13 protein-coding genes are annotated in these 21,539 nt (G+C 70.5%); 8 read left to right on the top strand and 5 right to left on the bottom strand.

Annotated features, from left to right (window positions below):
* Positions 1-19 precede the first annotated feature (19 nt).
* The gene (gene polA, locus ACKOB8_RS14310; protein WP_526378375.1) at positions 20-2,716 is read left to right on the top strand and encodes a DNA polymerase I; all 2,697 of its coding nucleotides are present in this window, start codon (positions 20-22) and stop codon (positions 2,714-2,716) included.
* A gap of 5 nt (positions 2,717-2,721) precedes the next feature.
* On the opposite strand, the gene ACKOB8_RS14305 is transcribed toward polA, so the two are convergent.
* Positions 2,722-3,873 (bottom strand): PrsW family intramembrane metalloprotease, encoded by a 1,152-nt coding sequence (locus ACKOB8_RS14305; protein WP_526378373.1) that lies wholly within the window; start codon positions 3,871-3,873, stop codon positions 2,722-2,724.
* A 158-nt stretch (positions 3,874-4,031) separates the two neighbouring features.
* On the opposite strand from ACKOB8_RS14305, the gene rpsA reads away from it, so the two are divergent.
* Positions 4,032-5,489 carry a 30S ribosomal protein S1 gene (gene rpsA / locus ACKOB8_RS14300; protein WP_526378371.1) on the top strand — a complete coding sequence of 486 codons (1,458 nt, stop codon included), beginning with the start codon at positions 4,032-4,034 and terminating at the stop codon, positions 5,487-5,489.
* A 27-nt stretch (positions 5,490-5,516) separates the two neighbouring features.
* A complete protein-coding gene (gene coaE, locus ACKOB8_RS14295) occupies positions 5,517-6,686 on the top strand; it encodes a dephospho-CoA kinase (RefSeq protein WP_526378369.1) in 1,170 nt (389 codons plus the stop codon).
* Here the strand turns inward: coaE and ACKOB8_RS14290 are convergent.
* A complete protein-coding gene (locus ACKOB8_RS14290) occupies positions 6,683-7,183 on the bottom strand; it encodes a hypothetical protein (protein ID WP_526378367.1) in 501 nt (166 codons plus the stop codon). The two genes, coaE and ACKOB8_RS14290, sit on opposite strands and share 4 nt — an antisense overlap.
* A gap of 44 nt (positions 7,184-7,227) precedes the next feature.
* Positions 7,228-7,734 carry a ribonuclease FAU-1 family protein gene (locus ACKOB8_RS14285; RefSeq protein WP_526378403.1) on the bottom strand — a complete coding sequence of 169 codons (507 nt, stop codon included), beginning with the start codon at positions 7,732-7,734 and terminating at the stop codon, positions 7,228-7,230.
* 96 nt (positions 7,735-7,830) lie between these two features.
* Here ACKOB8_RS14285 and uvrB point away from each other — a divergent pair, with 96 nt between their 5' ends.
* Both uvrB and ACKOB8_RS14275 read left to right on the top strand, forming a co-directional pair.
* Entirely contained in the window at positions 7,831-10,026 is a 2,196-nt protein-coding gene (gene uvrB / locus ACKOB8_RS14280; protein WP_526378365.1) for an excinuclease ABC subunit UvrB, read from the top strand.
* A 160-nt stretch (positions 10,027-10,186) separates the two neighbouring features.
* The gene (locus tag ACKOB8_RS14275) at positions 10,187-12,571 is read left to right on the top strand and encodes a hypothetical protein (RefSeq protein WP_526378363.1); all 2,385 of its coding nucleotides are present in this window, start codon (positions 10,187-10,189) and stop codon (positions 12,569-12,571) included.
* A 16-nt stretch (positions 12,572-12,587) separates the two neighbouring features.
* Here ACKOB8_RS14275 and ACKOB8_RS14270 read toward each other — a convergent pair whose 3' ends face one another.
* Positions 12,588-14,138, bottom strand: coding sequence for a glycosyltransferase family 39 protein (locus tag ACKOB8_RS14270; RefSeq protein ID WP_526378361.1), 1,551 nt, complete (start codon positions 14,136-14,138; stop codon positions 12,588-12,590).
* A 132-nt stretch (positions 14,139-14,270) separates the two neighbouring features.
* Between ACKOB8_RS14270 and ACKOB8_RS14265 the strand changes: the two genes are divergently transcribed.
* The 3 genes from ACKOB8_RS14265 to ACKOB8_RS14255 are packed head-to-tail and all read left to right on the top strand — an operon-like array spanning position 14,271 to position 19,275.
* Complete coding sequence (locus tag ACKOB8_RS14265) at positions 14,271-14,717, top strand: universal stress protein (RefSeq protein WP_526378359.1); 447 nt, start codon at positions 14,271-14,273, stop codon at positions 14,715-14,717.
* An 8-nt stretch (positions 14,718-14,725) separates the two neighbouring features.
* The gene (locus tag ACKOB8_RS14260; RefSeq protein ID WP_526378357.1) at positions 14,726-15,751 is read left to right on the top strand and encodes a magnesium transporter CorA family protein; all 1,026 of its coding nucleotides are present in this window, start codon (positions 14,726-14,728) and stop codon (positions 15,749-15,751) included.
* 14 nt (positions 15,752-15,765) lie between these two features.
* Positions 15,766-19,275, top strand: coding sequence for a beta strand repeat-containing protein (locus ACKOB8_RS14255; RefSeq protein ID WP_526378355.1), 3,510 nt, complete (start codon positions 15,766-15,768; stop codon positions 19,273-19,275).
* A 2-nt stretch (positions 19,276-19,277) separates the two neighbouring features.
* Here the strand turns inward: ACKOB8_RS14255 and ACKOB8_RS14250 are convergent, their stop codons facing one another.
* On the bottom strand, positions 19,278-21,389 hold the full coding sequence (locus tag ACKOB8_RS14250; RefSeq protein ID WP_526378353.1) for an Ig-like domain-containing protein: 2,112 nt from the start codon (positions 21,387-21,389) through the stop codon (positions 19,278-19,280).
* Positions 21,390-21,539 lie beyond the last annotated feature (150 nt).

The following is a 21,539-nucleotide window of genomic DNA, read 5'->3' as shown; positions in this document are numbered from 1 at the left end:
CCCTGCCTAGAGTGAGAGCGTGCCCGAGAAGCCGACGTTGCTGCTGCTGGACGGCAACTCGCTGGCCTTCCGGGCGTTCTATGCGCTGCCTGCGGAAAACTTCAAAACCCGCAACGGCCTGACCACCAACGCCGTCTACGGGTTCACGGCCATGCTGATCAACCTGCTGCGCGACGAGGCCCCCAGCCACGTCGCCGCCGCCTTCGACGTCTCGCGCCAGACCTTCCGGGCCGAGCGCTACCCCGAATACAAGGCCAACCGCAGCGCGACGCCCGACGAGTTCCGCGGCCAGATCGACATCACCAAGGAGGTGCTCACCGCTCTGGGCATCACGGTGCTCGCCGAACCCGGCTACGAGGCCGACGACATCATCGCCACGCTGGCCACCCAGGCGGACCAGGAGGGCTACCGCGTGCTGGTGGTCACCGGAGACCGGGACTCCCTGCAACTGGTCAACCCCAACATCACGGTGCTCTACCCGCGCAAGGGAGTCAGCGACCTGACGCGTTTCACCCCGGAAGCCGTCGTCGAGAAGTACGGGCTGACTCCGCAGCAGTACCCCGACTTCGCCGCGCTGCGCGGGGACCCCAGCGACAACCTGCCCGGCATTCCCGGGGTGGGGGAGAAGACCGCGGCGAAGTGGATCGTCGAATACGGCTCGCTGCAGGATCTCATCGACCGCGCCGACGAGGTCCGCGGCAAGGTGGGCGACGCGCTGCGCGACAACCTTTCCGGCGTCGTGCTCAACCGCGAACTCACGCACCTCGTGCGCGACGTTCCCCTGGCGCAGACCCCCGACACGCTGGGAATGCTGCCGTGGGACCGCGACCGCATCCACCGGCTCTTCGACGACCTCGAGTTCCGGGTGCTTCGCGACCGCCTGTTCGACACTCTCGCGACCGCCGAACCCGAGGTCGACGCCGGCTTCGACGTGCGCGGCGGCGCACTCGAGCCGGGCACCGTGGGCGCCTGGTTGTCGGATCACGCGAGCGGCGGGCGTCGCTGCGGCGTGGCGGTGACCGGCACGCACGCCACCTACGACAGCGACCTCACCGCGCTGGCCCTCGCGGCCGACGACGGCGAGGGCGCCTACCTCGACGTCGCGCTGCTGACTCCCGAGGACGACGCTGCGCTGGCCTCCTGGCTGGCCGATCCGCTGCAGCCCAAGGCCCTCCACGAAGCCAAGGCCGCCATCCACGACCTGGCCGGGCGGGGGTGGCCTCTGGCCGGGGTCACCTCGGACACCGCCCTGGCGGCCTATCTGGTGCGGCCCGGCCAGCGCAGCTTCGCGCTCGACGACCTCTCGCTGCGCTACCTGCGGCGAGAGTTGCGGCCCGAAAGCCCCGACCAGCAGCAGCTTTCGCTGCTCGACGACACCGACGGAACCGACGAACAGGCCGTGCAGACCCTGATCCTGCGGGCTCGCGCCGTAGTCGACCTGGCCGAGGCGCTGGACGCCGAACTGGACCGGATCGACTCGTCGTCGTTGCTGGCACAGATGGAACTGCCCGTCCAGTCGGTGCTGGCCGGCATCGAATCCACCGGTATCGCCGTCGACCTCGACAGGCTCGACGTGCTCGGGCGCGAATTCGGCGACCGCATCCGCGCCGCCGCCGAGGCGGCCTACTCGGTCATCGGCAAGGAGATCAACCTGGGCTCACCCAAGCAGCTTCAGGTGGTGCTGTTCGACGAACTGGGAATGCCCAAGACGAAGCGCACCAAGACCGGCTACACCACTGATGCCGACGCGTTGCAGTCGCTGTTCGACAAGACCGGGCATCCGTTCCTGGAACATCTGCTTGCTCATCGCGATGCCACCCGGCTCAAGGTCACCGTCGACGGCCTGCTGAAGTCGACGGCGTCCGACGGCCGCATCCACACGACGTTCAACCAGACGATTGCGGCGACGGGGCGGCTTTCTTCTACCGAGCCCAACCTGCAGAACATCCCGATCCGCACCGACGCCGGACGGCAGATCCGCGAGGCGTTCATCGTCGGCTCCGGTCCAGACGGGGCGTACGCCGAACTGATGACGGCGGACTACAGCCAGATCGAAATGCGGATCATGGCCCACCTCTCCCGGGACGAGGGCCTGATCGAGGCGTTCCGCACCGGTGAGGATCTGCATTCGTTCGTCGCGGCGCGGGCGTTCGGGGTGCCGATCGACGAGGTCACCCCGGAACTGCGGCGCCGGGTCAAGGCGATGTCCTACGGCCTGGCCTATGGGCTCAGTGCCTACGGACTGGCCCAGCAGCTCAAGATCTCCACCGAGGAGGCCAAGGAGCAGATGGACGCCTACTTCGCCCGCTTCGGCGGAGTCCGCGACTACCTGCTCGACGTGGTCGAACAAGCCCGCAAGGACGGCTACACCTCCACGGTGCTGGGCCGGCGGCGTTACCTGCCCGAACTGGACAGCAGCAACCGCCAGGTCCGCGAGGCCGCCGAGCGGGCCGCCCTCAATGCCCCGATCCAGGGCAGCGCGGCCGACATCATCAAGGTGGCGATGATCGGGGTGGACCGGGCTCTCGCCGAGGCAGGGCTGCGCTCGCGGATGGTGCTGCAGGTCCACGACGAGTTGCTTTTCGAGGTGGCGCCGGGGGAGCACGACGCCGTCGAGGAACTGGTGCGCCGGCAGATGGGTGGCGCCTACCCGCTGGACGTGCCGCTGGAGGTCTCGGTGGGCTACGGCCGCACCTGGGACGCCGCGGCGCACTAGTAGCCCTAGTAGCCCGGCCCGCTGCGGAAACGAAACCAGCTCAGCTGGTGCAGTGCCGGCGCGGCGTTGGCGCGGGCGGCGGCGACGGCGTACACCTCCTCGTTCTGCATCGCAAAAACACGTTCGTCACCGAAACCCCGGTCGATCCGATCCCGGACGTAGGCCAGTTCGACGACCCGCGACGCGAACTTCTTGACCGCCGACCCGGCGGGCTTGCCGCCGTAGCGCAGCGCGGTCTGGACGGCGAGTTTGCGCGCCGGGAAGGAACCCAGCCAGCTCGCCTCGGCCGGGGTGATCAATCCGGCCGCCACCATCCCCGGCAGTTTCTCGGCGACGATGCGTTGTTCGCGGCGGCGGCTGGCCACCGCCAGGGCGACCGACAGCCCGAAGATCGGCATCATCCACAGCACATACACCCCGAGGTAGGTGCCGGCTCCCAGCAGGGCGGAACCGTTCCACATCCCGTGCAGCAGCACGGCCGCGGCGTAGCCGATCAGCAGGCAGGCGACTTTGCCGAACGTGCCGCGCTGCCGAAGGGCGAAATGGACCCCGATGCCGAACATAGTGGTGAACAGCGGGTGGGCGAACGGGCTGAGCACCAGTCGCAGGCCGGCGATCGCCACCGAGGCCGCCGGGGTTTCGGCGCTGGCGATGTAGAAAATGTTCTCCAACCACGCGAAGCCCGCGGCAGTGATGCCCGCGTAGACCAGGCAGTCGGTCAGCGTATTGAGTTCCCGGCGGCGGTGGCCGGTCATCATCAGGAGCAGGAACAGGCCCTTGGTCGCCTCCTCGATCACCGGCGCGCCGACCGCGGCGGTGAAGAAGCTGGTCTGCTGGCGGCCGGTGGCGACCAGGTTTTCGAGAAGGTGCTCCAGCGCCACCGACAGGACGACCGCCACCGAGGCCCCCCACAGGAAGGCCAGTACGAGCAGCCGGGGCGGTTCCGGCTCCCAGCGGTCCAGCCACAGGTAGCAGAGCAGGACCACCGCGGTCGCCAGGGTTGCGGGCACGAAGCCGAGGGCGGCGCGAGCCGGGTCCGCCGCGGTCAGCAGGGTCAGGATCAGAGCCGCGATCGTGCCCAGCGCGATGATGGCCACCAGCGGTGCGCCGGCCTTGCGGACCGGCGTGGGAAACGGCGGCACTGTGGTGTAGGACACGGTTGGAGAGTAGCTGTGGCAGACCCTGAGTTTGTCCTGCTTGTGCCCGGTCGAGTAGGCTCAGCCGGTATCCGCGTGCGCACGTGCGGGTCACGCACCACAACACAAGCCACAACACAAGTCCCTACGACCGTCCCTGTCCGGAGCAACCCAACAACATGCCCAGTCCTGCCGCCACCTCCCCGCAAGTAGCCGTCAACGACATCGGCTCATCCGAAGACTTCCTCGCCGCCATCGACAAAACCATCAAATACTTCAATGATGGCGACATCGTCGAGGGCACCATCGTCAAGGTGGATCGCGACGAGGTCCTGCTCGACATCGGCTACAAGACCGAGGGCGTCATCCCCTCCCGCGAGCTGTCCATCAAGCATGACGTCGACCCCAACGAAGTGGTGTCGGTCGGCGACAAGGTGGAGGCGCTGGTCCTCACCAAGGAGGACAAAGAGGGCAGGCTGATCCTGTCCAAGAAGCGCGCCCAGTACGAGCGCGCCTGGGGCACCATCGAGGCGAAGAAGGAGGCCGACGAACACGTCACCGGCACCGTCATCGAGGTCGTCAAGGGCGGCCTCATCCTCGACATCGGACTGCGCGGCTTCCTGCCGGCATCCCTGGTCGAGATGCGCCGGGTGCGTGACCTGCAGCCCTACATCGGCCGCGAGATCGAGGCCAAGATCATCGAGCTGGACAAGAACCGCAACAACGTGGTGCTGTCCCGGCGGGCCTGGCTCGAGCAGACCCAGTCCGAGGTGCGTAGCGAGTTCCTCAACCAGCTCGTGAAGGGTGCGGTGCGCAAGGGCGTGGTGTCCTCGATCGTCAACTTCGGCGCGTTCGTCGATCTCGGCGGGGTGGACGGCCTGGTGCACGTCTCGGAGCTGTCCTGGAAGCACATCGACCACCCCTCGGAGGTGGTGCAGGTCGGCGACGAGGTCACCGTCGAGGTGCTCGACGTGGACATGGACCGCGAGCGGGTGTCGCTGTCGCTCAAGGCGACCCAAGAAGATCCGTGGCGGCACTTCGCCAGGACCCACGCGATCGGTCAGATCGTCCCGGGCAAGGTCACCAAGCTGGTTCCGTTCGGCGCGTTCGTCCGGGTCGAGGAGGGCATCGAGGGCCTGGTGCACATCTCCGAGCTTTCCGAGCGTCACGTCGAGGTGCCCGACCAGGTCGTGGCGGTGGGTGACGACGCGATGGTGAAGGTCATCGACATCGACCTCGAGCGGCGCCGCATCTCGCTGAGCCTCAAGCAGGCCAACGAGGACTACAACCCCGAGTTCGACCCGTCCAAGTACGGCATGGCCGACAGCTACGACGAGCAGGGCAACTACATCTTCCCGGAGGGCTTCGACTCCGAGACCAACGAGTGGCTCGAGGGCTACGACAAGCAGCGTGCCGAGTGGGAGCAGCGCTACGCCGAAGCCGAGCGTCGGCACAAGATGCACACCACCCAGATGGAGAAGTTCGCCGCCGCCGACGCCGCCGCAGCCGCGGAGGGCAAGGACCGCAGCGAGTCGGCCGGCGAGGCGGCCGGGTCCGGCGAGGAGCCCAGCGGTGGTTCGCTGGCCGGTGACGCCCAACTCGCCGCGCTGCGCGAGAAACTGGCCGGCAGCGCCTAGCCCGCGGGCCACACGGAAGCCCGGACCGTGCTGCGGATCGGTCTGACCGGCGGGATCGGTGCCGGCAAGTCCACGGTTGCGGCGACCTTCGCCGACTGCGGCGCGGTCATCGTCGACGGGGACGTGATCTCCCGCGCCGTGGTCGAACCCGGGACCGAGGGCCTCGCGGCGCTGGTCGACGAGTTCGGTCAGGACATCCTGCTTCCCGACGGCGCGCTGAACCGCCCCGCCCTGGCGGCCCGGGCCTTCGTCGACGATCAGCAACGGGCCAAGCTCAACGCGATCGTCCACCCCCTGGTCGCCAAACGGCGGGCGGAGATCGTGGCCGCCGTGGCCGCCGGGCCCGACGGGGACGCGGTGGTGGTCGAAGACATCCCGCTTCTGGTCGAGTCCCGGATGGCACCGCTGTTCCCCCTGGTCGTCGTGGTGCACGCCGACGCCGAGGCCCGGCTGCGGCGGCTGGTCGAGCAGCGGGGCATGGCCGAAGCCGACGCCAGCGCCAGGATCGCCGCCCAGGCGGCCGACGATCAGCGCCGCGAGGTTGCCGACGTCTGGTTGGACAACCACGGCACCGAGGGGGAACTCGTCGAACGCGCCAGGGACCTGTGGTTCGGGCGGATACAGCCGTTCTCCCGCAACCTCGCGGCGGGAAACCCGGCCGCGGATCCGCAGGTGCTGGTTCCCGCCGATCCGGCTTGGCCCGCGCAGGCCGCCCGTATCGTGGCCCGGCTCAACGCCGCCTGCGGTCACCGGGCGGTACGGATCGACCACATCGGATCCACCGCGGTGGCCGGCCTCGACGCCAGGGACGTGATCGACGTGCAAGTCAGCGTCAGCGATCTGGGGGTCGCCGACGAACTCGCCGAGCCGCTGCGCAACGCGGGCTACCCGCGGGTGGGACCGGTCACCGCCGACCCCCGCTACGACGGCCGACCGGGACTGTCCCCCAAGCGCTTCCACGCGTCGGCGGACCCCGGTCGGCCGACCCACATCCACGTCCGGGTCGACGGCGACCCGAATGAGCGCTTCGCGCTGCTGTTCGTGGACTGGCTCAACGCCAACCCCGGCGTCCGGGCGGACTATCAGCGGGTCAAGCTCACCGGGGACGGCCACGCCGTCGGTCGCTGGTTCGCCGAGGCGCACCGCCGGGCCCAGACCTGGGCCGACTCCACCGGCTGGACCGGTTCACCCGATTAGCTGACCGACACCGGGGCGTCGGCCGGCGCCTCGGCCGGCGCATCCGTCGCCGTATCGGGCGGCACGCCGGGGGGCAGCAGGCCGGGCATGCTGTCCAGGGGGGCCCCGCAGGTCAGTGTGCCGTAGCCGACGTCACGTGCAGGTGTCAGCCGCGGGGCGACGAACTCGTCGGCCTGGGCGACGGTGGCCTCGTCGACGAGGATCTCGCAGTGCAGGTTCGCCGAGTAGGGCCACTGGATCGAGACCGCCATCCCGGCCAGACGCGGGTCGTCGAGAACCGCGGTGGCCTCGAAGGTGCGGCCGGGCAGCATGGCCGGATCGGCGCTGTTGACCAGGGTGTCGGTGATCTTGTAGGTGATCTGGGCGCCGCGGGCCAGGCCGTCGACGCGGGCGCGGTAGGTGATGTTGTGTTGCAGACCGTCGGTCTGGTTCTCGTCGGCGACCGCGGTTGCGGGGCTGAGCACGCCGGCGACGACCAGAGCCGGCACAGCCGTCACCGCCGCAGCTGACAGGCGTCCCGGAACTGCCACGGCACGGGAGCCTACGCCGACCTCCACCGCAGGTCCAAGCCGATGCTCGCCAGCCAGGCATCGAGATCGTGGCCGTGGCAGGCCAGGCCGTCGAGGGCGGCCGCCGCGGTTTCCACCGCCGCCGCCGCGGCATCGGTGCCCAGCAGGCCCAGCCGGTGGGCCTCGAACAGCTCGCCGATGTCGACCAGTTCGGTGCCGCGGCCCGTGCGCACGACGAGGTCGAGGTAGTGATCCTCGATCTCCCAGCGATCCGGCCCGGCGGTGATCTGTGCGACGTCGAGGTAGTAGTCCTGGTCGCGTTCGTGACCCGGACTGAAGTGGAAGACGTTCACGCGTAGCCTCAGGTCGGGCAGCAGCCAGGACTCGAGGTAGTGGAACTGCGGGCGGCCGGGGGTGGGCCGGGCCAGGTAGAGCCCCCAGGGCAGCACCCGGTACTCCTCGACGGCCCGCACGATGCCCTTGGGATCGGTGTTGGTGTAGGCCACCAGGTCGAACGTCTCGCGTTTCGGCAGGTGAATCATCCGTACCCCCCGTCCTCCCGGATCGTCCGGTTCCGCCCCGTGCCGCCCGGGGCGGTCTCGAGCAGGCGGTCCGAAACGCTCTAGTCTGATGCTATGGCCTTCGCGACCGAACACCCCGTGGTGGCCCACTCGGAATACCGCGCGGTCGGGGATCCGGCCGGCCTGGTGCGCACCGGGGCGCGCTTCGAGGTGGTCAGCGAACACCAACCCGCGGGCGACCAGCCCGCGGCCATCGAGGAGTTGGAGCGCCGCATCCGCGCGGGGGAGCGCGACGTGGTGCTGCTGGGCGCCACCGGAACAGGCAAATCCGCGACGACGGCCTGGCTGATCGAGCGCCTGCAGCGGCCCACCCTGGTGATGGCCCCGAACAAGACGCTCGCCGCGCAGCTCGCCAATGAGTTGCGAGAAATGTTGCCGCACAACGCCGTCGAGTACTTCGTGTCCTACTACGACTACTACCAGCCCGAGGCGTACATCGCGCAGACCGACACTTACATCGAGAAGGACAGCTCGATCAACGACGACGTCGAGCGGCTGCGCCACTCGGCGACCTCCAGCCTGCTGTCCCGGCGGGATGTCGTGGTGGTGGCGTCGGTCTCCTGCATCTACGGCCTGGGCACCCCGCAGTCCTACCTGGACCGTTCGGTCGAGCTGCAGGTCGGCACGGAGGTCCCGCGCGACGGCCTGCTGCGGTTGCTGGTCGACGTGCAGTACACCCGCAATGACCTGTCGTTCACCCGGGGCACCTTCCGCGTGCGCGGCGACACCCTTGAGATCATCCCGTCCTACGAGGAACTGGCCGTGCGGGTCGAGTTCTTCGGCGACGAGATCGAGGCCCTCTACTACCTGCACCCGCTGACCGGCGACGTGATCCGCAAGGTCGACTCGCTGCGGATCTTTCCCGCCACTCACTATGTCGCCGGGCCGGAGCGGATGGCGCGCGCCATCTCGACCATCGAGGAGGAGTTGGCCGAGCGGCTGGCCGACCTCGAGGGCAACGGCAAACTGCTGGAGGCTCAGCGGCTGCGGATGCGCACCCACTACGACATCGAGATGATGCGCCAGGTCGGCTTCTGCTCCGGCATCGAGAACTACTCGCGCCACATCGACGGACGGCCCGCGGGGTCGGCTCCCGCGACGCTGCTGGACTACTTCCCGGAGGACTTCCTGCTCGTCATCGACGAGTCCCACGTGACCGTCCCGCAGATCGGCGGGATGTATGAGGGCGACATGTCGCGGAAACGCAACCTGGTGGAATACGGCTTCCGGTTGCCCTCCGCGGTCGACAACCGCCCGCTCACGTGGGAGGAGTTCACCTCCCGCGTCGGCCAGACCGTCTACCTCTCGGCCACGCCCGGGCCCTACGAGCTGGCCCAGACCGGCGGCGAGTTCGTCGAGCAGGTGATCCGGCCGACCGGCCTGGTCGATCCCAAGGTGGTCGTCAAGCCGACCGCCGGCCAGATCGACGACCTCATCGGTGAGATCCGTGCCCGCGCTGAGCGCGACGAGCGGGTGCTGGTGACCACACTGACCAAGAAGATGGCCGAAGACCTCACCGACTACCTGCTCGAAATGGGAATCCGGGTGCGCTACCTGCACTCCGAGGTGGACACGCTGCGACGCGTCGAACTGCTGCGCCAGCTCCGGCTCGGTGACTACGACGTGCTCGTCGGCATCAATCTGCTGCGCGAAGGCCTCGACCTGCCCGAGGTGTCGCTGGTGTCGATCCTCGACGCCGACAAGGAGGGCTTCCTGCGCTCCACCCGCAGCCTCATCCAGACCATCGGCCGGGCCGCGCGCAACGTGTCCGGCGAGGTTCACATGTACGCCGACAACATGACCGAGTCGATGACGGCGGCGATCGAGGAGACCGAACGTCGCCGCGCCAAGCAGATCGCCTACAACGAGCAGCACGGGATCGACCCCCAGCCGCTGCGCAAGAAGATCGCCGACATCCTCGACCAGGTCTACCGGGAGGCTGAGGACACCGAGGCCGCCGAGTCCGGCGGGTCGGTACGGGTCGGCGGTTCGGGCCGCAACGCCTCCCGGGGCCGGCGTGCGCAGGGTGAGGCGGGCCGCCCGAGCGGCGCCGGCGGTAGTTCGGCGCGCGCCGGACGGGACGCGACGCGGATGCCGCGCGCCGAGTTGGCGGATCTCATCAAGGAACTGACCGGGCAGATGATGGCCGCGGCCCGGGACCTGCAGTTCGAACTCGCGGCGCGACTCCGGGACGAGATCGCCGATCTGAAGAAGGAACTGCGCGGCATGGACGCCGCGGGTCTCAAGTAGCCGGCTGCTCAGTCCGGCGCACGACCACCCCGATAACCGCGGCGGCACTGCTTGGCCACGGTTCGGTAACCCCAAGATCTGTCGTCGGGGCGTGGGAGTTACACGTCTGTAGTTTCGACTCAGGTTTCGGCACAGAAATCGACAGGATTGGGGACAGGCGATGGCACGGACCGCGGCGCGGGTGGCGGCTGGTACGGCGATCGCCACCGCGGGCCTGTTCTGGTCGGTCCCGCTGGTGAGTTCGCTCGCCTGGGCAAACCTGGGAGTCGGGCCGGGCGTGCCGTGCATCAGCATCGTCCAGAACGGCCTCACCAACCCGCCGGATCTCTCCGGCGGCCTGCCGCCCTCAGCGACCTCGCTCTTCGTGCCCGGCTCACCGACGGCCGGCGGGCCGGTTCCGCCGGCGAGTGCGGTCGGCAGCGTGCCGATCCCGCCCGCCTCCGTCGCCGGCGCACCGGGCACGGCCGGCTCGGGCGGCGTGGTGATCCCGCCGGCCTCGGCGCCGGGTGCCCCCGGGGCCGGCGCGGTCGTCAGTGCCGCCACCCCGCCCGCCGCGGTCCCGGGTGCGCCGCCCGCCGGAGTGGGCGGCGGCGTGCCGGCCGTTCCCGCAGCGGCGCCCGGCACCCCACCCGCCGGGGCCGGGGGTGGTGTTCCCGCCCCAGCGGCCGCAGTGCCCGGACCCGCCGCGGGTGCCGGCGCCCCGATCGCCGAGGCCTCCGCGGAGCCGGCCGGCGCTGACGCGGCGGCCGGGGTTCTGGGCGGCGGTGCGCTCGGTGCCGGCGTGGAAGGTGTCCCCGCCGGCGTGGTCGCCGACTCGGCGGCCTCGGTCGCGCATGTCGGAGGCGCAGCCGGTGGCGCCGGTCTTCCCGGTCCGGCCGCCGCGGTTCCCGGCGCCCCCCTCGCCGATGCCGCAGCGGTGCCGCCCGGTCCGCCCGCGGCTGTGCCCGGTGCGCCCGTGGCCGGTGGTGCGGCGGTGCCGCCGGCTCCGCCTGCGGCGCTGCCCGGCGCGGTGATCTCCGATGCCGCCGCGGTACCCCCCGCGCCGCCGGTGGCCGTGCCGGGCGTCCCGGCGGGCGCGATCGCGGGGACACCGCCGGTCCCGCCCGCGGTGCTTCCCGGCGGTGCGGTGCCCGCCGCCGTCGTGACACCGCCGGCCCCGGGCGTCGCCGCGCCCGGTGTGCCGCTGGCCGCCGCAGTCGAGACGCCCCCGCTTCCCCCGATCGTCAATCCTGGTGCTGCCGTGAGTGATTCGATTGCGCTGCCGCCGCCACCGCCGGTGTCGATTCCCGGATCCGAAGTCGGGGGCGGCATGCTGCAACTGCCGGGTACGCCCGACGTCACCCTGCCGGGTCTGCCGGGTGGCCTGGACCTGCCGGGTTCGGTGCTGCCGGGCGCCGCGTTGCCCGGGACCCCGGGCAACGTCGCGGTCGAGGCCGCGGCGCCGCCGCCCGTCGCCGTGCCCGGCCCGCCCGGCTCGGCGGCCGTGGGGGGTCCGCCGACACCGCCGGCGGCGGTGCCGGGAGGCCCCGGCGGCGAGGCGATCGCCGGTGGCGCGACGCCGCCGGCCGCGGTGCCCGGATTGCCGGGAGGCGTCGGAGGCGACGCCGGAGCCACTCCGCCGGCGGTGCTGCCCGGCGGCCCGGGAGACGGCGGGGGAGCCGGAGTGCCGGTCCCGCCGGCCGCGGTGCCCGGTGATGCCGCCGGCGCGGGCGCCGGTGCCCCGGCCGCCGCTGCCGTGGGCGCCCCGACCCCGCCTGCCGCGGAGGCTGCCGCCGGCGGGCTGCCGGCCGCGGTCGCCGAGGGCGGGACGGCCGACGTGATCAGCGACAGTGCCGCGCGCGAGGGTGCCGCGGGTGCCGGTGAGGGTGCCGGTGCCGGAGGAGCGGGCGCGGGGAACCCGCTGGATGACATCGACAACCGCGTCGCCCAGCTCGCCGGCCTGCCGGCTGAGGCGGTGGCGTCGCTGGCCGCGGGTGTGCCGCCCTCAGCGGCCGCGCTGCCGGCGGCGGCCGCCGGGGGTGGCGGGGCCGGCCTGCCCCTTCCGGGCGCGGCGGTGCCCGGCGGCCCCGGAGGCGGTGCGGGTGCGGGTCTGCCGACCCCGCCCGCGGCCGTTCCGGGTCTGCCTGTGATCAACCCGGCGCTGGTGCCGCCGATCCCGCCGGCCGCGGTGCCCGGGGTGCCGATCGGCGGAGCCGCCGCCGTGCCGCCCGCACCTCCGGCCGCCATCCCGGGACTTCCCGGCGCCGGTGCCGCCGCGGTGGCCCCGGGTCTGCCCGCGCTGCTCCCGGCCGAGCCGATCGCCAAGGCCGCTGCCGCGCTGCCGACGCCGCCGGTGGAGGTGCTGCCCAGGCTCGCCGAGGGCATCGCCACCTTGCTCTCCCCGCCGCAGCTGACCATTCCGGGCATTCCGGGCATCGGGGTGCCGCTGCCCAAGACCATCACCGCCCCCCAAGACCTGGTCTGCATCGGCACCGGGTGGTCGGCGGAGACCGGCAGCACCGCCTCCCTCCCGTCACCCCCGCCGGTCGCCCGGTGGGGTGACTAGCCGCGGACCGCCGGCCTCACTCCCGTCGCACCGACTTGGTGACCTGGGCGAAGCTGAACTGCCAGCGTTCGGTCACCCGGAAGCCGAACCGGCTCGGCACCTGGTAGGCCATCGAGCGCCCCAGGCGGGGGCCCGGCGGCAGTGCCGCCGCCCGCTGACGGTCGGGTACCGCGGGATCGCGCTCGGTGACCGTCCACAGCGCCGGGCAGTCCGGCATACGGTCGGCCCACGCCCACACCGCGACGTGGGCGTCCCACAGCATGTTGCGCTCGCGGGCCGAACGACCGCGGCCGTAGTCGTGCAGTTTCTGGTAGGCCGCCGGTCGGGCGGCCAGCAGCGGCCGGACCGGGCCGGGCTTCCAGGTCGTCGAGTTGTCCATCACCAGGCAGTCCCCGGGTGCGGCGTTGCGCTCGATGACGTCGGCGACCTGGCTGTAGTCCATCTGCTCCTTCGCGTAGGGGCCGCGCTGGGCGAGGAAATTCGGTGCGGCGGCGACGGCGAGCAACAGCAGGACCGCCGCCACGGAGGTTCGCGAACGTGCGATCGACACTATGCACAGCCCCAGCAGCAGCGCGACCGCCGGCGCGGTGAACGCCAGATAGCGCGGGTAGTAAAGAGGCTGGCGGACAACGGAATACACCAGAAGCGCGGCGGTGGGCAGCGCGATCCAGCCGACGGCCAGGGCGACGACCCGCCAGGGATGACTCCCGGTCGCCGCACCGTCGCGGGCAAGGCCGATCAGGCCCGCAACGGCAAGCACCCCGGCGAGCACCGCGAAGGGCAGAGCGTCGTCGAAGTACTGATCGCGCAGTACCCGTACGACCGTCTGCGCGCCAAGCGGTGAGATCCAGCGCACCTGGAACAGCTGCCCCTGAGTGAACAGCAGGAAGGGTGTGACGGTCGCAACCGCTCCACCCGCGGCCAGGGACCACCCGCGCAGCGCCGGTGGCCTGCCGAAGGCGATCACGACCACCGCGTGGGCCAGCACCATCAGGATCAGGAACACGTTGAGCACGGCCGCCACCGTGAGCAGCACGCCATAGAGCACCCACCACCGGGTCTGCCCGCGCCGCGCCAAGGCAACGCACAACACGGTCAGCCATACCGCCGCCGCCATCGTCGCGGCGTAGGAGCGGGCCTCGATGCCCGCCCAGGTGACCCGCGGCAGGAGGGCGAACACCACCCCGGCGGTCAGCGCCACCGCGCGGGTGGAGATGCGCCTGCCCAGGACGACGACACCGGCCGCCGCCAGGCCGACCGCCACGCAACTGGACAGCCGACAGCCGAACTCGGTGGCGGGGACCACCGCGAACCAGCCGTGCATCAGCAGGTAGTAGAGCCCGTGCACGGCGTCGATGTTGGCCAGCATCGGCCACAGCTCCGGCAGCGGGCGGGTGGCCGCCGAGATCGTCGCCGCCTCGTCGAACCACAGCGACGGCCGGGCCGCACCGGCCGCGCTGACCAGCGCCGCCAGCAGGGCCACCGCCAGGGCGTCCCACTGCCGCGCCCGCGGCGCGGCGGGCGCGACCGCCGGGTCGGCGGTGTGCTCCAGTATCGAAACGCTCACCCGTCAGCCCCGTTCGTCGGACCGGTCCGGCAGAACCGTAGCCTGCGGGCTCCACGTGACCTGAATCGCACCCTGGCGTGCTGCCGAGGCGTTAGGGTTCAAGGCGCTGCGACGAAAACTGGAGGATAATAGATGAGCGGTTACAAGACCGTGGTCGTCGGCACGGACGGTTCGGCCTCCTCGCTGCGGGCCGTCGACCGGGCCGCCCAGCTTGCCTCGGACCCCGACGCCAAGCTGATCCTGGTGACCGCTTTCATCCACGGCCCCGAGGACACCCGGGCCCAGGACGTCCTCAAGGACGAGAGCTACAAGGCGACCGGCAGCGGCCCCGCATACCAGATCCTGCAGGACGCCCGCGACCGCGCGGTCGCCGCGGGTGCCGCCCACGTCGAGGAGCGCGCCGTCGAGGGCGCCCCGGTGGACGTCCTGGTGGACCTGGTGGCCGAGGTCAAGGCCGACCTCCTGGTCGTGGGCAACCTGGGCTTGAGTTCGATCGCCGGACGGCTGCTCGGGTCGGTCCCCGCCAACGTGGCGCGGCGGACGACCTCCGACGTGCTGATCGTGCACACCACCGGCTAGGACTGGCCGTGTCCGCTGTCGGCGGCGACGGGGTCCGGACCCGGTTGTGGATCGACGGCGCGCTCAAGACCGAGAACTTCCCCCTCGAGGACGTCTCCGAACACCTGGCCGAAAACGGCGCCCTGATGTGGGTCGACCTGTGCAACCCGGTTCGCGCGCTGCTCGACAGGCTCGCCGACGAGCTCAGCCTGGATCGCCACGCCGTGGAGGACGTCGTCGAGCACGCCGAGCGCACCAAGGCGACCCGGTATGCCACCCACACCTTCCTCACGGTCTACGCCACCGCGCTGGGCCCGCAGGTCCCCGGCGCCATCGAGTCCCGGCTGTTCACCTCCCGGGTGTCGGTGTTCGTGTTGCAGACCTGCCTGGTCACCGTCCGTCACGAGACGACTCCCGCCCGCCCGGTGTTCGACATCGGCGAAGTGGTGCGCCGCTGGGATGACAACTCCGACCTGATGCGCCTGGGGACGCCCGCGCTGGTGCACGGACTGCTCGACGTGATCGTCGACGGCCAGTTCGACACCATCCAGCAACTCGACGACGCCATCGAGTCCCTTGAGGACGGCCTGTTCGACGACAAGTCCCAGACCCGCCAGCTGCAGCGCGACACCTACCGGTTGCGTAAGGAACTCGTCGAACTGCGCCGGGTCGTGCTGCCGATGCGCGAGGTGGTCAACACCATCATGCGCCGCCACTCCGACCACGGCGACGCCGCCGAACTCGACGGCTGGTACACCGACCTTTACGATCACGTGATCCGCGCCGCGGAGTGGACGGAGTCGTTGCGCGACATGGTCACCACGGTGTTCGAGACCAATCTGTCGCTACAGGATGCCCGGCTGAACACCATCATGAAAAAGCTCACCGGCTGGGCGGCCATCATCGCCGTGCCCACGCTGATCACCGGCTGGTACGGACAGAACATCCCCTATCCCGGCTACGGCGAGGCCTCCGGGGTGATCACCAGCGCCGTGCTCAACGTGGCGCTCGCGGTGGCACTCTACGTCGCGTTCCGGCGCCGCAACTGGATTTGACGAGGGGAGTTCTGATGGCTGCGTTCGCTGTGGTGCCGGCCGCCGGGGCCGGAGCGGCCCTGGCCGTGCTGGGCTTGTCGTTGGCATGCCCGGCGGCCCTCGCCGAGACCGGCGGTCCAGACCGGGTCGGCGCCTCAGAGGCACCCGCGTCTGCCGCGGCCTCGCCGGGGCGCGACGCCGTCCGGGTGGCGCACCGCAGTGAATCGCGCGGGAGGTCGTCGCCGCACCCGAGCGCGGTGACCGCAGCCGCAGCCGGGCGTTACGGCAGCAGCGCAGTCCGGTCGGCGGCTCGATCGGCCCGACCCGCCGCAACCGCGCTTCCCGGCCGCAAGTCCGGACTCCCCGTTCCGGCGTCGGCCCGCGCGGTCGCGAGGCCCGAGGCGTCACAGCGGGTAACGACAGCGGCTGCCTCCGCATCGCCGGCGGACTCGATTTCCGCGGCGGTCAACACCCTGTTCAACTCGGCGTTCGACTGGCTGGGCAGTTTCCCGGCGAACCCGCTGACCGGTGCGCTCGAGGGTGCGCTGGTGCTGGTGCGACGCGGCCTGTTCTTCATCCCGACCGGGGTCAGCGCGACGCAGACCGGGACGGTGTTGTCGATCGCGGTCAGCACCGGCAGCGTGGCCTATCTCCGACGGGATGGCACCGTGCTGCAGGTCTCCGATGTTCCGCTCTACTGCGGAGCCGCCGAGTTCACCGCATCGACGGTCAGCGACGTCTCCGTCACCAACCCGGGCAACGCCGGGCGTGCGGGCCTGAACGTCAGTGCCGGAAGCGTGGCCGCGGACCTGACCGCTACCGGGGTCGACGCGATCACCTTCGGTGACACCGCGGAGTTCACCGGGGCGGTGCGCGCCACGGTCAGCGCCAGCACGCTGACGCTGACCAACGCGGTCCGCGGCCTGTCCGGAGTCAGCCTGAGCGGCCCGGTCCGGCTGCGCACCGACGTCGAGGTCGACGCCGGGACGGGGGACGCCACCTTCACCGGTACCGTCGACGCGACGACCAGCGGTGCGCAGGCCCTGACCGTCACCGCGCTGGGCACCACCACGTTCGGTGCTGCCGTCGGCGGACAGGCGGCACTGGGCGGGCTTGCCACCCGCGGTATCGCCCCGCTGACCCTCGCGCAGTCCGCCGACTCCCGGACCATCCCATTGCACTACCTCCCGACGTACTACGACGTCTTTGCCCCCACCAACTCGCAGTTGGTGAAGTACGGCATCGACGTCGCGATCGGGGACAATCCGTCGCGGATGTACCTCTTCGACACCGGGGCGCCCGGCTTCTTCGCGGGGTACGACAGCGCCGCCTGGCGCAATGTTCCCCTGGGGACGCAGTCGGTCTTCATCGATTATGGTGACGGCACCGAGTTCGACTCAGTCGCCACCAATGCGGTCGTGACACTCGGAACGGGCTCACACACCGTGTCCACCGGGCAACCGGTCCAAATCGCGGCGATTATCACCGGTAGCGGTCCCGATCCCAGCAACTCGTTCCTCGACTTCACCAATCCTGACGTCCCGCCGTGGCTAAGCCACTACTTCGGTGATTTCGGTGCCGACCTCCAGGTCTTCGCCGTCGACGGTCAGCCCACCTTGGCCTCACCGCTGTTCCAGTTGCCCGGCAATCTCTCCTCCGGTTTCCTGGTGCAACTCGGCCCGATCGGCGTACAGCCCCAGCTCACGGTCGGGGTGACCGACGCCCTGCGGAATCAGTTCCCGTATGCGATTCCGTTCACCGCTGCCGGGCCGCTGTTCCCGGTCTCGGGTTATCCCAGTGCGGACCAGTTTGCCTTTACCGGGCAGTATTCGGTGAGCCAGCCCGGCGGTCCCACCGTTGTGCTGGGCACCTACGACTTCCCGGGGTGCGCGCAACAGTGCCTGCCGACTCTCATCGACAGCGGTGCCCCGAGTGCGTCGGTCAACCTCGCTGGCACCAGTCCGCCCTTCCCGTACGCGGTTGACGGGAACAACGAGAGCCCGCTGCAGCCGGGCACCACCGTCACCGCGACGTTCCCCACCGCCGCCGGTCGTCCGGCACTGACGTGGTCGTTCGTCGCTGGTGACAACCAGAGCGTTGATTACCTCGTGTACTACGCATACCCGGACACGCAGGCGTCTTCCCAGACCATGGGGCCGGGGTTGACGCTCTACAACGATTTCGACGTGATGTTCGACGTGCGGGACCAGGTGATCTGGCTGCGACCGACCAGCGCCCAGGCCGGCGTCGTGCTGCAATCGGTGACCACGACCGGGGCGCAGTCCTACGCCCAGAAGGCCGAACTGGACGGCACCTACCGCACCGGAGGGGCGGATTTCACCGTCGGCGGGGTGACCACCTTGATCGGGAACACTGTCATCGATACCGGGGCCGGCGATGTGACGTTCTCCGGCTCCGTCGACGGCGGGGTGGCGCTGACGGTGAATTCGGCTGGCAGCACCACGTTCACGCGCGGAACCGGGTCGCTCAGCCCATTGACGACCATCACGACCGATCGGGTAGGCCGCACGGTGACCAATGGAGTTGAGACTCTCGGCAACCAGGAGTACCGCGATGATCTGATACTCAGTGGAAATTACTTCGCTGGTGGGCGGTTCGCCGTCGGCGGCTCCACCATCCTGAGCGGTCCGGTGAAACTCACCGCGAACGACGGTGTGGAACTTGGTGGACCGGTTGATTCGCTTGCCTACAAGGGGTTTCCGCTGTACCTGACGGCATCGGGCCCCATCATGTTTGGTGATGCGGTGGGCGCAACTAATCCGCTGGGCGGCCTCACCCTCAGTGACGGATCTGCAGGAAGTCAACCGGTGACCGCGACAGCGACAGCCCCAATCAATCTCAACGGTGCTCTGGGCTACTCGACGAACTCGACAAGCCTGCCGCTAGGGATGCTGATCAATGGTGTGACTGCGGTGTTCACCGGAGGCGGTGTGATCCAGCAATTCGACAGCGCCGGGATCTTCGTTGAAGACTCGGCGAACTCGCGACTCGAAGGATTCACGATCATCGGTAACGGAAGTGCTGATTCGACCGGCGGTATCAGTGCCAGCGGTCAGATAACCAACCTCCAGGTAGTCGACTGCGCAATCAGAGTTAACACTGGCGCGGGAGTGACTGTCGACGGGCCCGCGTCACTCGGCAACGCCATCCTGTCCAACTCGATCTACAACAACACCGGCGCCGGGATCGTCTTGAGCGATGGAGCCAACGGAGGCCAGGGTGCCCCACAGAATCTTGTGGCCCAGCAACTCACCGCCCAGACCGCGGTCGTGAGCGGCACCGTGCCGGCGGCCGGCGGCTACACCGGAGAGTTCCTGGTCCAGATCTTCGGCAACGGCAGCGGCCTTCCGGGCCAGTACCTCATCGGACAGACGGTGACATCGGGTGCCTTCAGCGTGGCCGTTCCCACCAGCGCGGGCCTTCCCGATTTCCCCTTCCTCGCCTACTCCGCCACCGCAACGCCGGTCACCGGCGCGCGGAACACCTCGCCGTTCTCAGAGGCGGTGCCGCTGACGCTGAGCTGAGCTCAGACCCGGATCATCCACCCGGTGTTCGGATCGACCGCGAGGCTGAGCACGTCGACGGCCTCGAAAGCGCTCAGGGGAACGGTGCGCAGTTCACGCTGCGCGGTCAGATAGCTCGTGCCGGTCCAGCCATTGCTCATGGCCAGCAGCCCCATCCCGTCCCGACCGGCGTTGAACGAGTCGTAGACCACCGCACCGTGCTGCTGCAGGGCGCGCAGCACCACCTGGGTGGCCGGGTCGTAGTCGGACACGTCGAAGTCGGCGCGCAGCCGGAACACGGTGCCCATCGGGACGCCGTCCGGGTTGGTGCCGGTGCCGTCGCCGGCCCGTGCCGGCCAGGTGTGGCCGGTGCCGCGGTCCCCGCCGATGGCGACGCCCAGCATGTGGTCGATCGATCCGCGCTGCAGTTCGTCGGGGCGCAGGATCAGCGGCAGGTAGGGCAGCCGGGAGGCGTTGGCCCAGCCCTGGGCGGGGTAGAGCGGCGAGCTCATGTCGACCTGGACCCCGGCCTCGGCGATCCAGGCCGACCCGTAGACGTTGGCGTAGACGGCATTGCCCAGCGCGTCGGGGACGCTGTTGGCCGGCAGTTCCACCCCGTTGGCGACGTTGTAGAGCTCCTGGGAGATACAGGTGCCTTCCTGGAAGACCAACAGGTGGCGGTCCCAGGCCGGAACACTCGGCATCCCCTCCACCAGCGGGTAGTCGGGGATGGCGTACGGGCGGTCGTCGATCGAGGGCCCACTGGTGGAGTAGCCGCGGTTGAAGATCACCCGCTCGGTGGGACGATCGGCGCCGACCACGTTGACCGGCATACCCGCGGTGTTGCCCATCCACGGCTCGCCGCCCCACCCCGCGATCAGCGTGCCGCCGAGCAATGCGGTCCAGGTGTCGGACTTGGCCAGTACCGGAAGGGCACTCACGTCGGCATGGAACACCGAGTCGGCCGGCATCAGGGTGCACCCGCAGAAGGTGGAGAGCTCGCTGACCGTGCCGGGGGCGCCGATCGTGACCGTGACCGGCACGGCGACCGTCCCGCCGCGCCCGTCGTCGATGGTGATCGTGAACGCGTCGCTGCGCTCGGCGGCCGTCGCCCCGGCTGCGCCGGCGGCCTGCCGGGCCTCGTCGGTGGGGGTGAACGCGAATCCGCCGGTGCCGGCCACCACGACCGCACCCTTCGCGGTCGTCGCCGATCCGCTGTAGCTCAGCGGGTCGCCGTCGGGGTCGCTGCCGATCACCGCGCCGCTGACCACTCCGGTGACCGCATCGGTTCCGGTGATTCGCACCGTGCCGGTCGGGGCGCGGTTCGGCGGGGTGAACGGGGCGACGGTCACCGTGACGGTGGCGGTGCTGGAATCGCCCCGTTCCCCGAAGAGTCCGAAGCTCAGCAGGTGCACCAATCCGGCCAGGCCGTGAATGGCGAAGCCGCTGGGGGCGTCGCTGACGGTGACCCGGAACGTGTCGGTGGTTCCGGCTGCAGCGATCGAGGCGATCGAGGCGTTCGGGGTGTAGGTGAAAGTGCCGTCGGGGGTGATCGCGGCGCTGCCGCGGGCCGGGCTGGCGGTGATCGCGAAACCCAGGTACGGGCTGTCCGGATCGGTGGCGTTGAGCCGGCCGCTGACCACTCCGTCGGGCGCCTGCGCGATCTGGGTCGGGGCGAGCCGGGGTGTCTGGTTGTTGAACAGGGCGCCCACCCCGGAGAAGAATGCCGTGACGGGATCGGGGGCCGGCGCGGACGCCGCGCGCGCGGTGGCACTCCCGGACCCGGATGACGCCGCGTCAGCCGCGGCCGGCCGGGCGGCGGGGACGGTGCCGCGCACCCGCGTCGGCAGTGCGTCAGTGCTGTCGCCCTCGGGTGCGGCCCGGGTGGCGGGGCGACGCGCCGCGACGTCGCGGCGTTTGCTCGCAGCCGGCGACTGCGCCCGGCGGGGCGTGGATGCGGCCGGGCCGGCTGACGGTTCCGCTCCGCTCGACGCTGTCTGCGCGGTGTCCGGTGGCGCCGAATCGGCGGCGGCCTCGGAGATCCCGGCGATCCCGGCGGACGCGGTGAGGGCCGCACCGATGCCGAGGGCGACGGCCAGCGCGCCCACCCGGCCGACATGCCGTGCAGCAGCCATCGCAGCCCCCTTTGTTCAGTTAACTGTAAACCATAGCTCAGGAAAATCACAGCCACATGGCCGGGAGGGAAGATGTCCCCGCGGGTCGGCGATACTGGCTCCCGTGCCCGATCGCAACGTGCTGGGCGGCCCCCTGCAGCCGTGCGGCAC

The sequence above is a fragment of the Mycobacterium sp. genome, assembly GCF_046091765.1.
GTDB lineage: Bacteria > Actinomycetota > Actinomycetes > Mycobacteriales > Mycobacteriaceae > Mycobacterium.
This window is presented reverse-complemented; position numbering and strand designations above follow the sequence as displayed.

What these genes read in the sequence shown, in the direction of transcription:
- ACKOB8_RS14275 (WP_526378363.1), top strand. Translation starts at nt 10,187, where the DNA reads ATGGCACGGACCGCGGCGCGGGTGGCGGCTGGTACGGCGATCGCCACC.
- rpsA (WP_526378371.1), top strand. Translation starts at nt 4,032, where the DNA reads ATGCCCAGTCCTGCCGCCACCTCCCCGCAAGTAGCCGTCAACGACATC.
- uvrB (WP_526378365.1), top strand. Translation starts at nt 7,831, where the DNA reads ATGGCCTTCGCGACCGAACACCCCGTGGTGGCCCACTCGGAATACCGC.
- ACKOB8_RS14250 (WP_526378353.1), bottom strand. Translation starts at nt 21,389, where the DNA reads ATGGCTGCTGCACGGCATGTCGGCCGGGTGGGCGCGCTGGCCGTCGCC.
- ACKOB8_RS14265 (WP_526378359.1), top strand. Translation starts at nt 14,271, where the DNA reads ATGAGCGGTTACAAGACCGTGGTCGTCGGCACGGACGGTTCGGCCTCC.
- ACKOB8_RS14255 (WP_526378355.1), top strand. Translation starts at nt 15,766, where the DNA reads ATGGCTGCGTTCGCTGTGGTGCCGGCCGCCGGGGCCGGAGCGGCCCTG.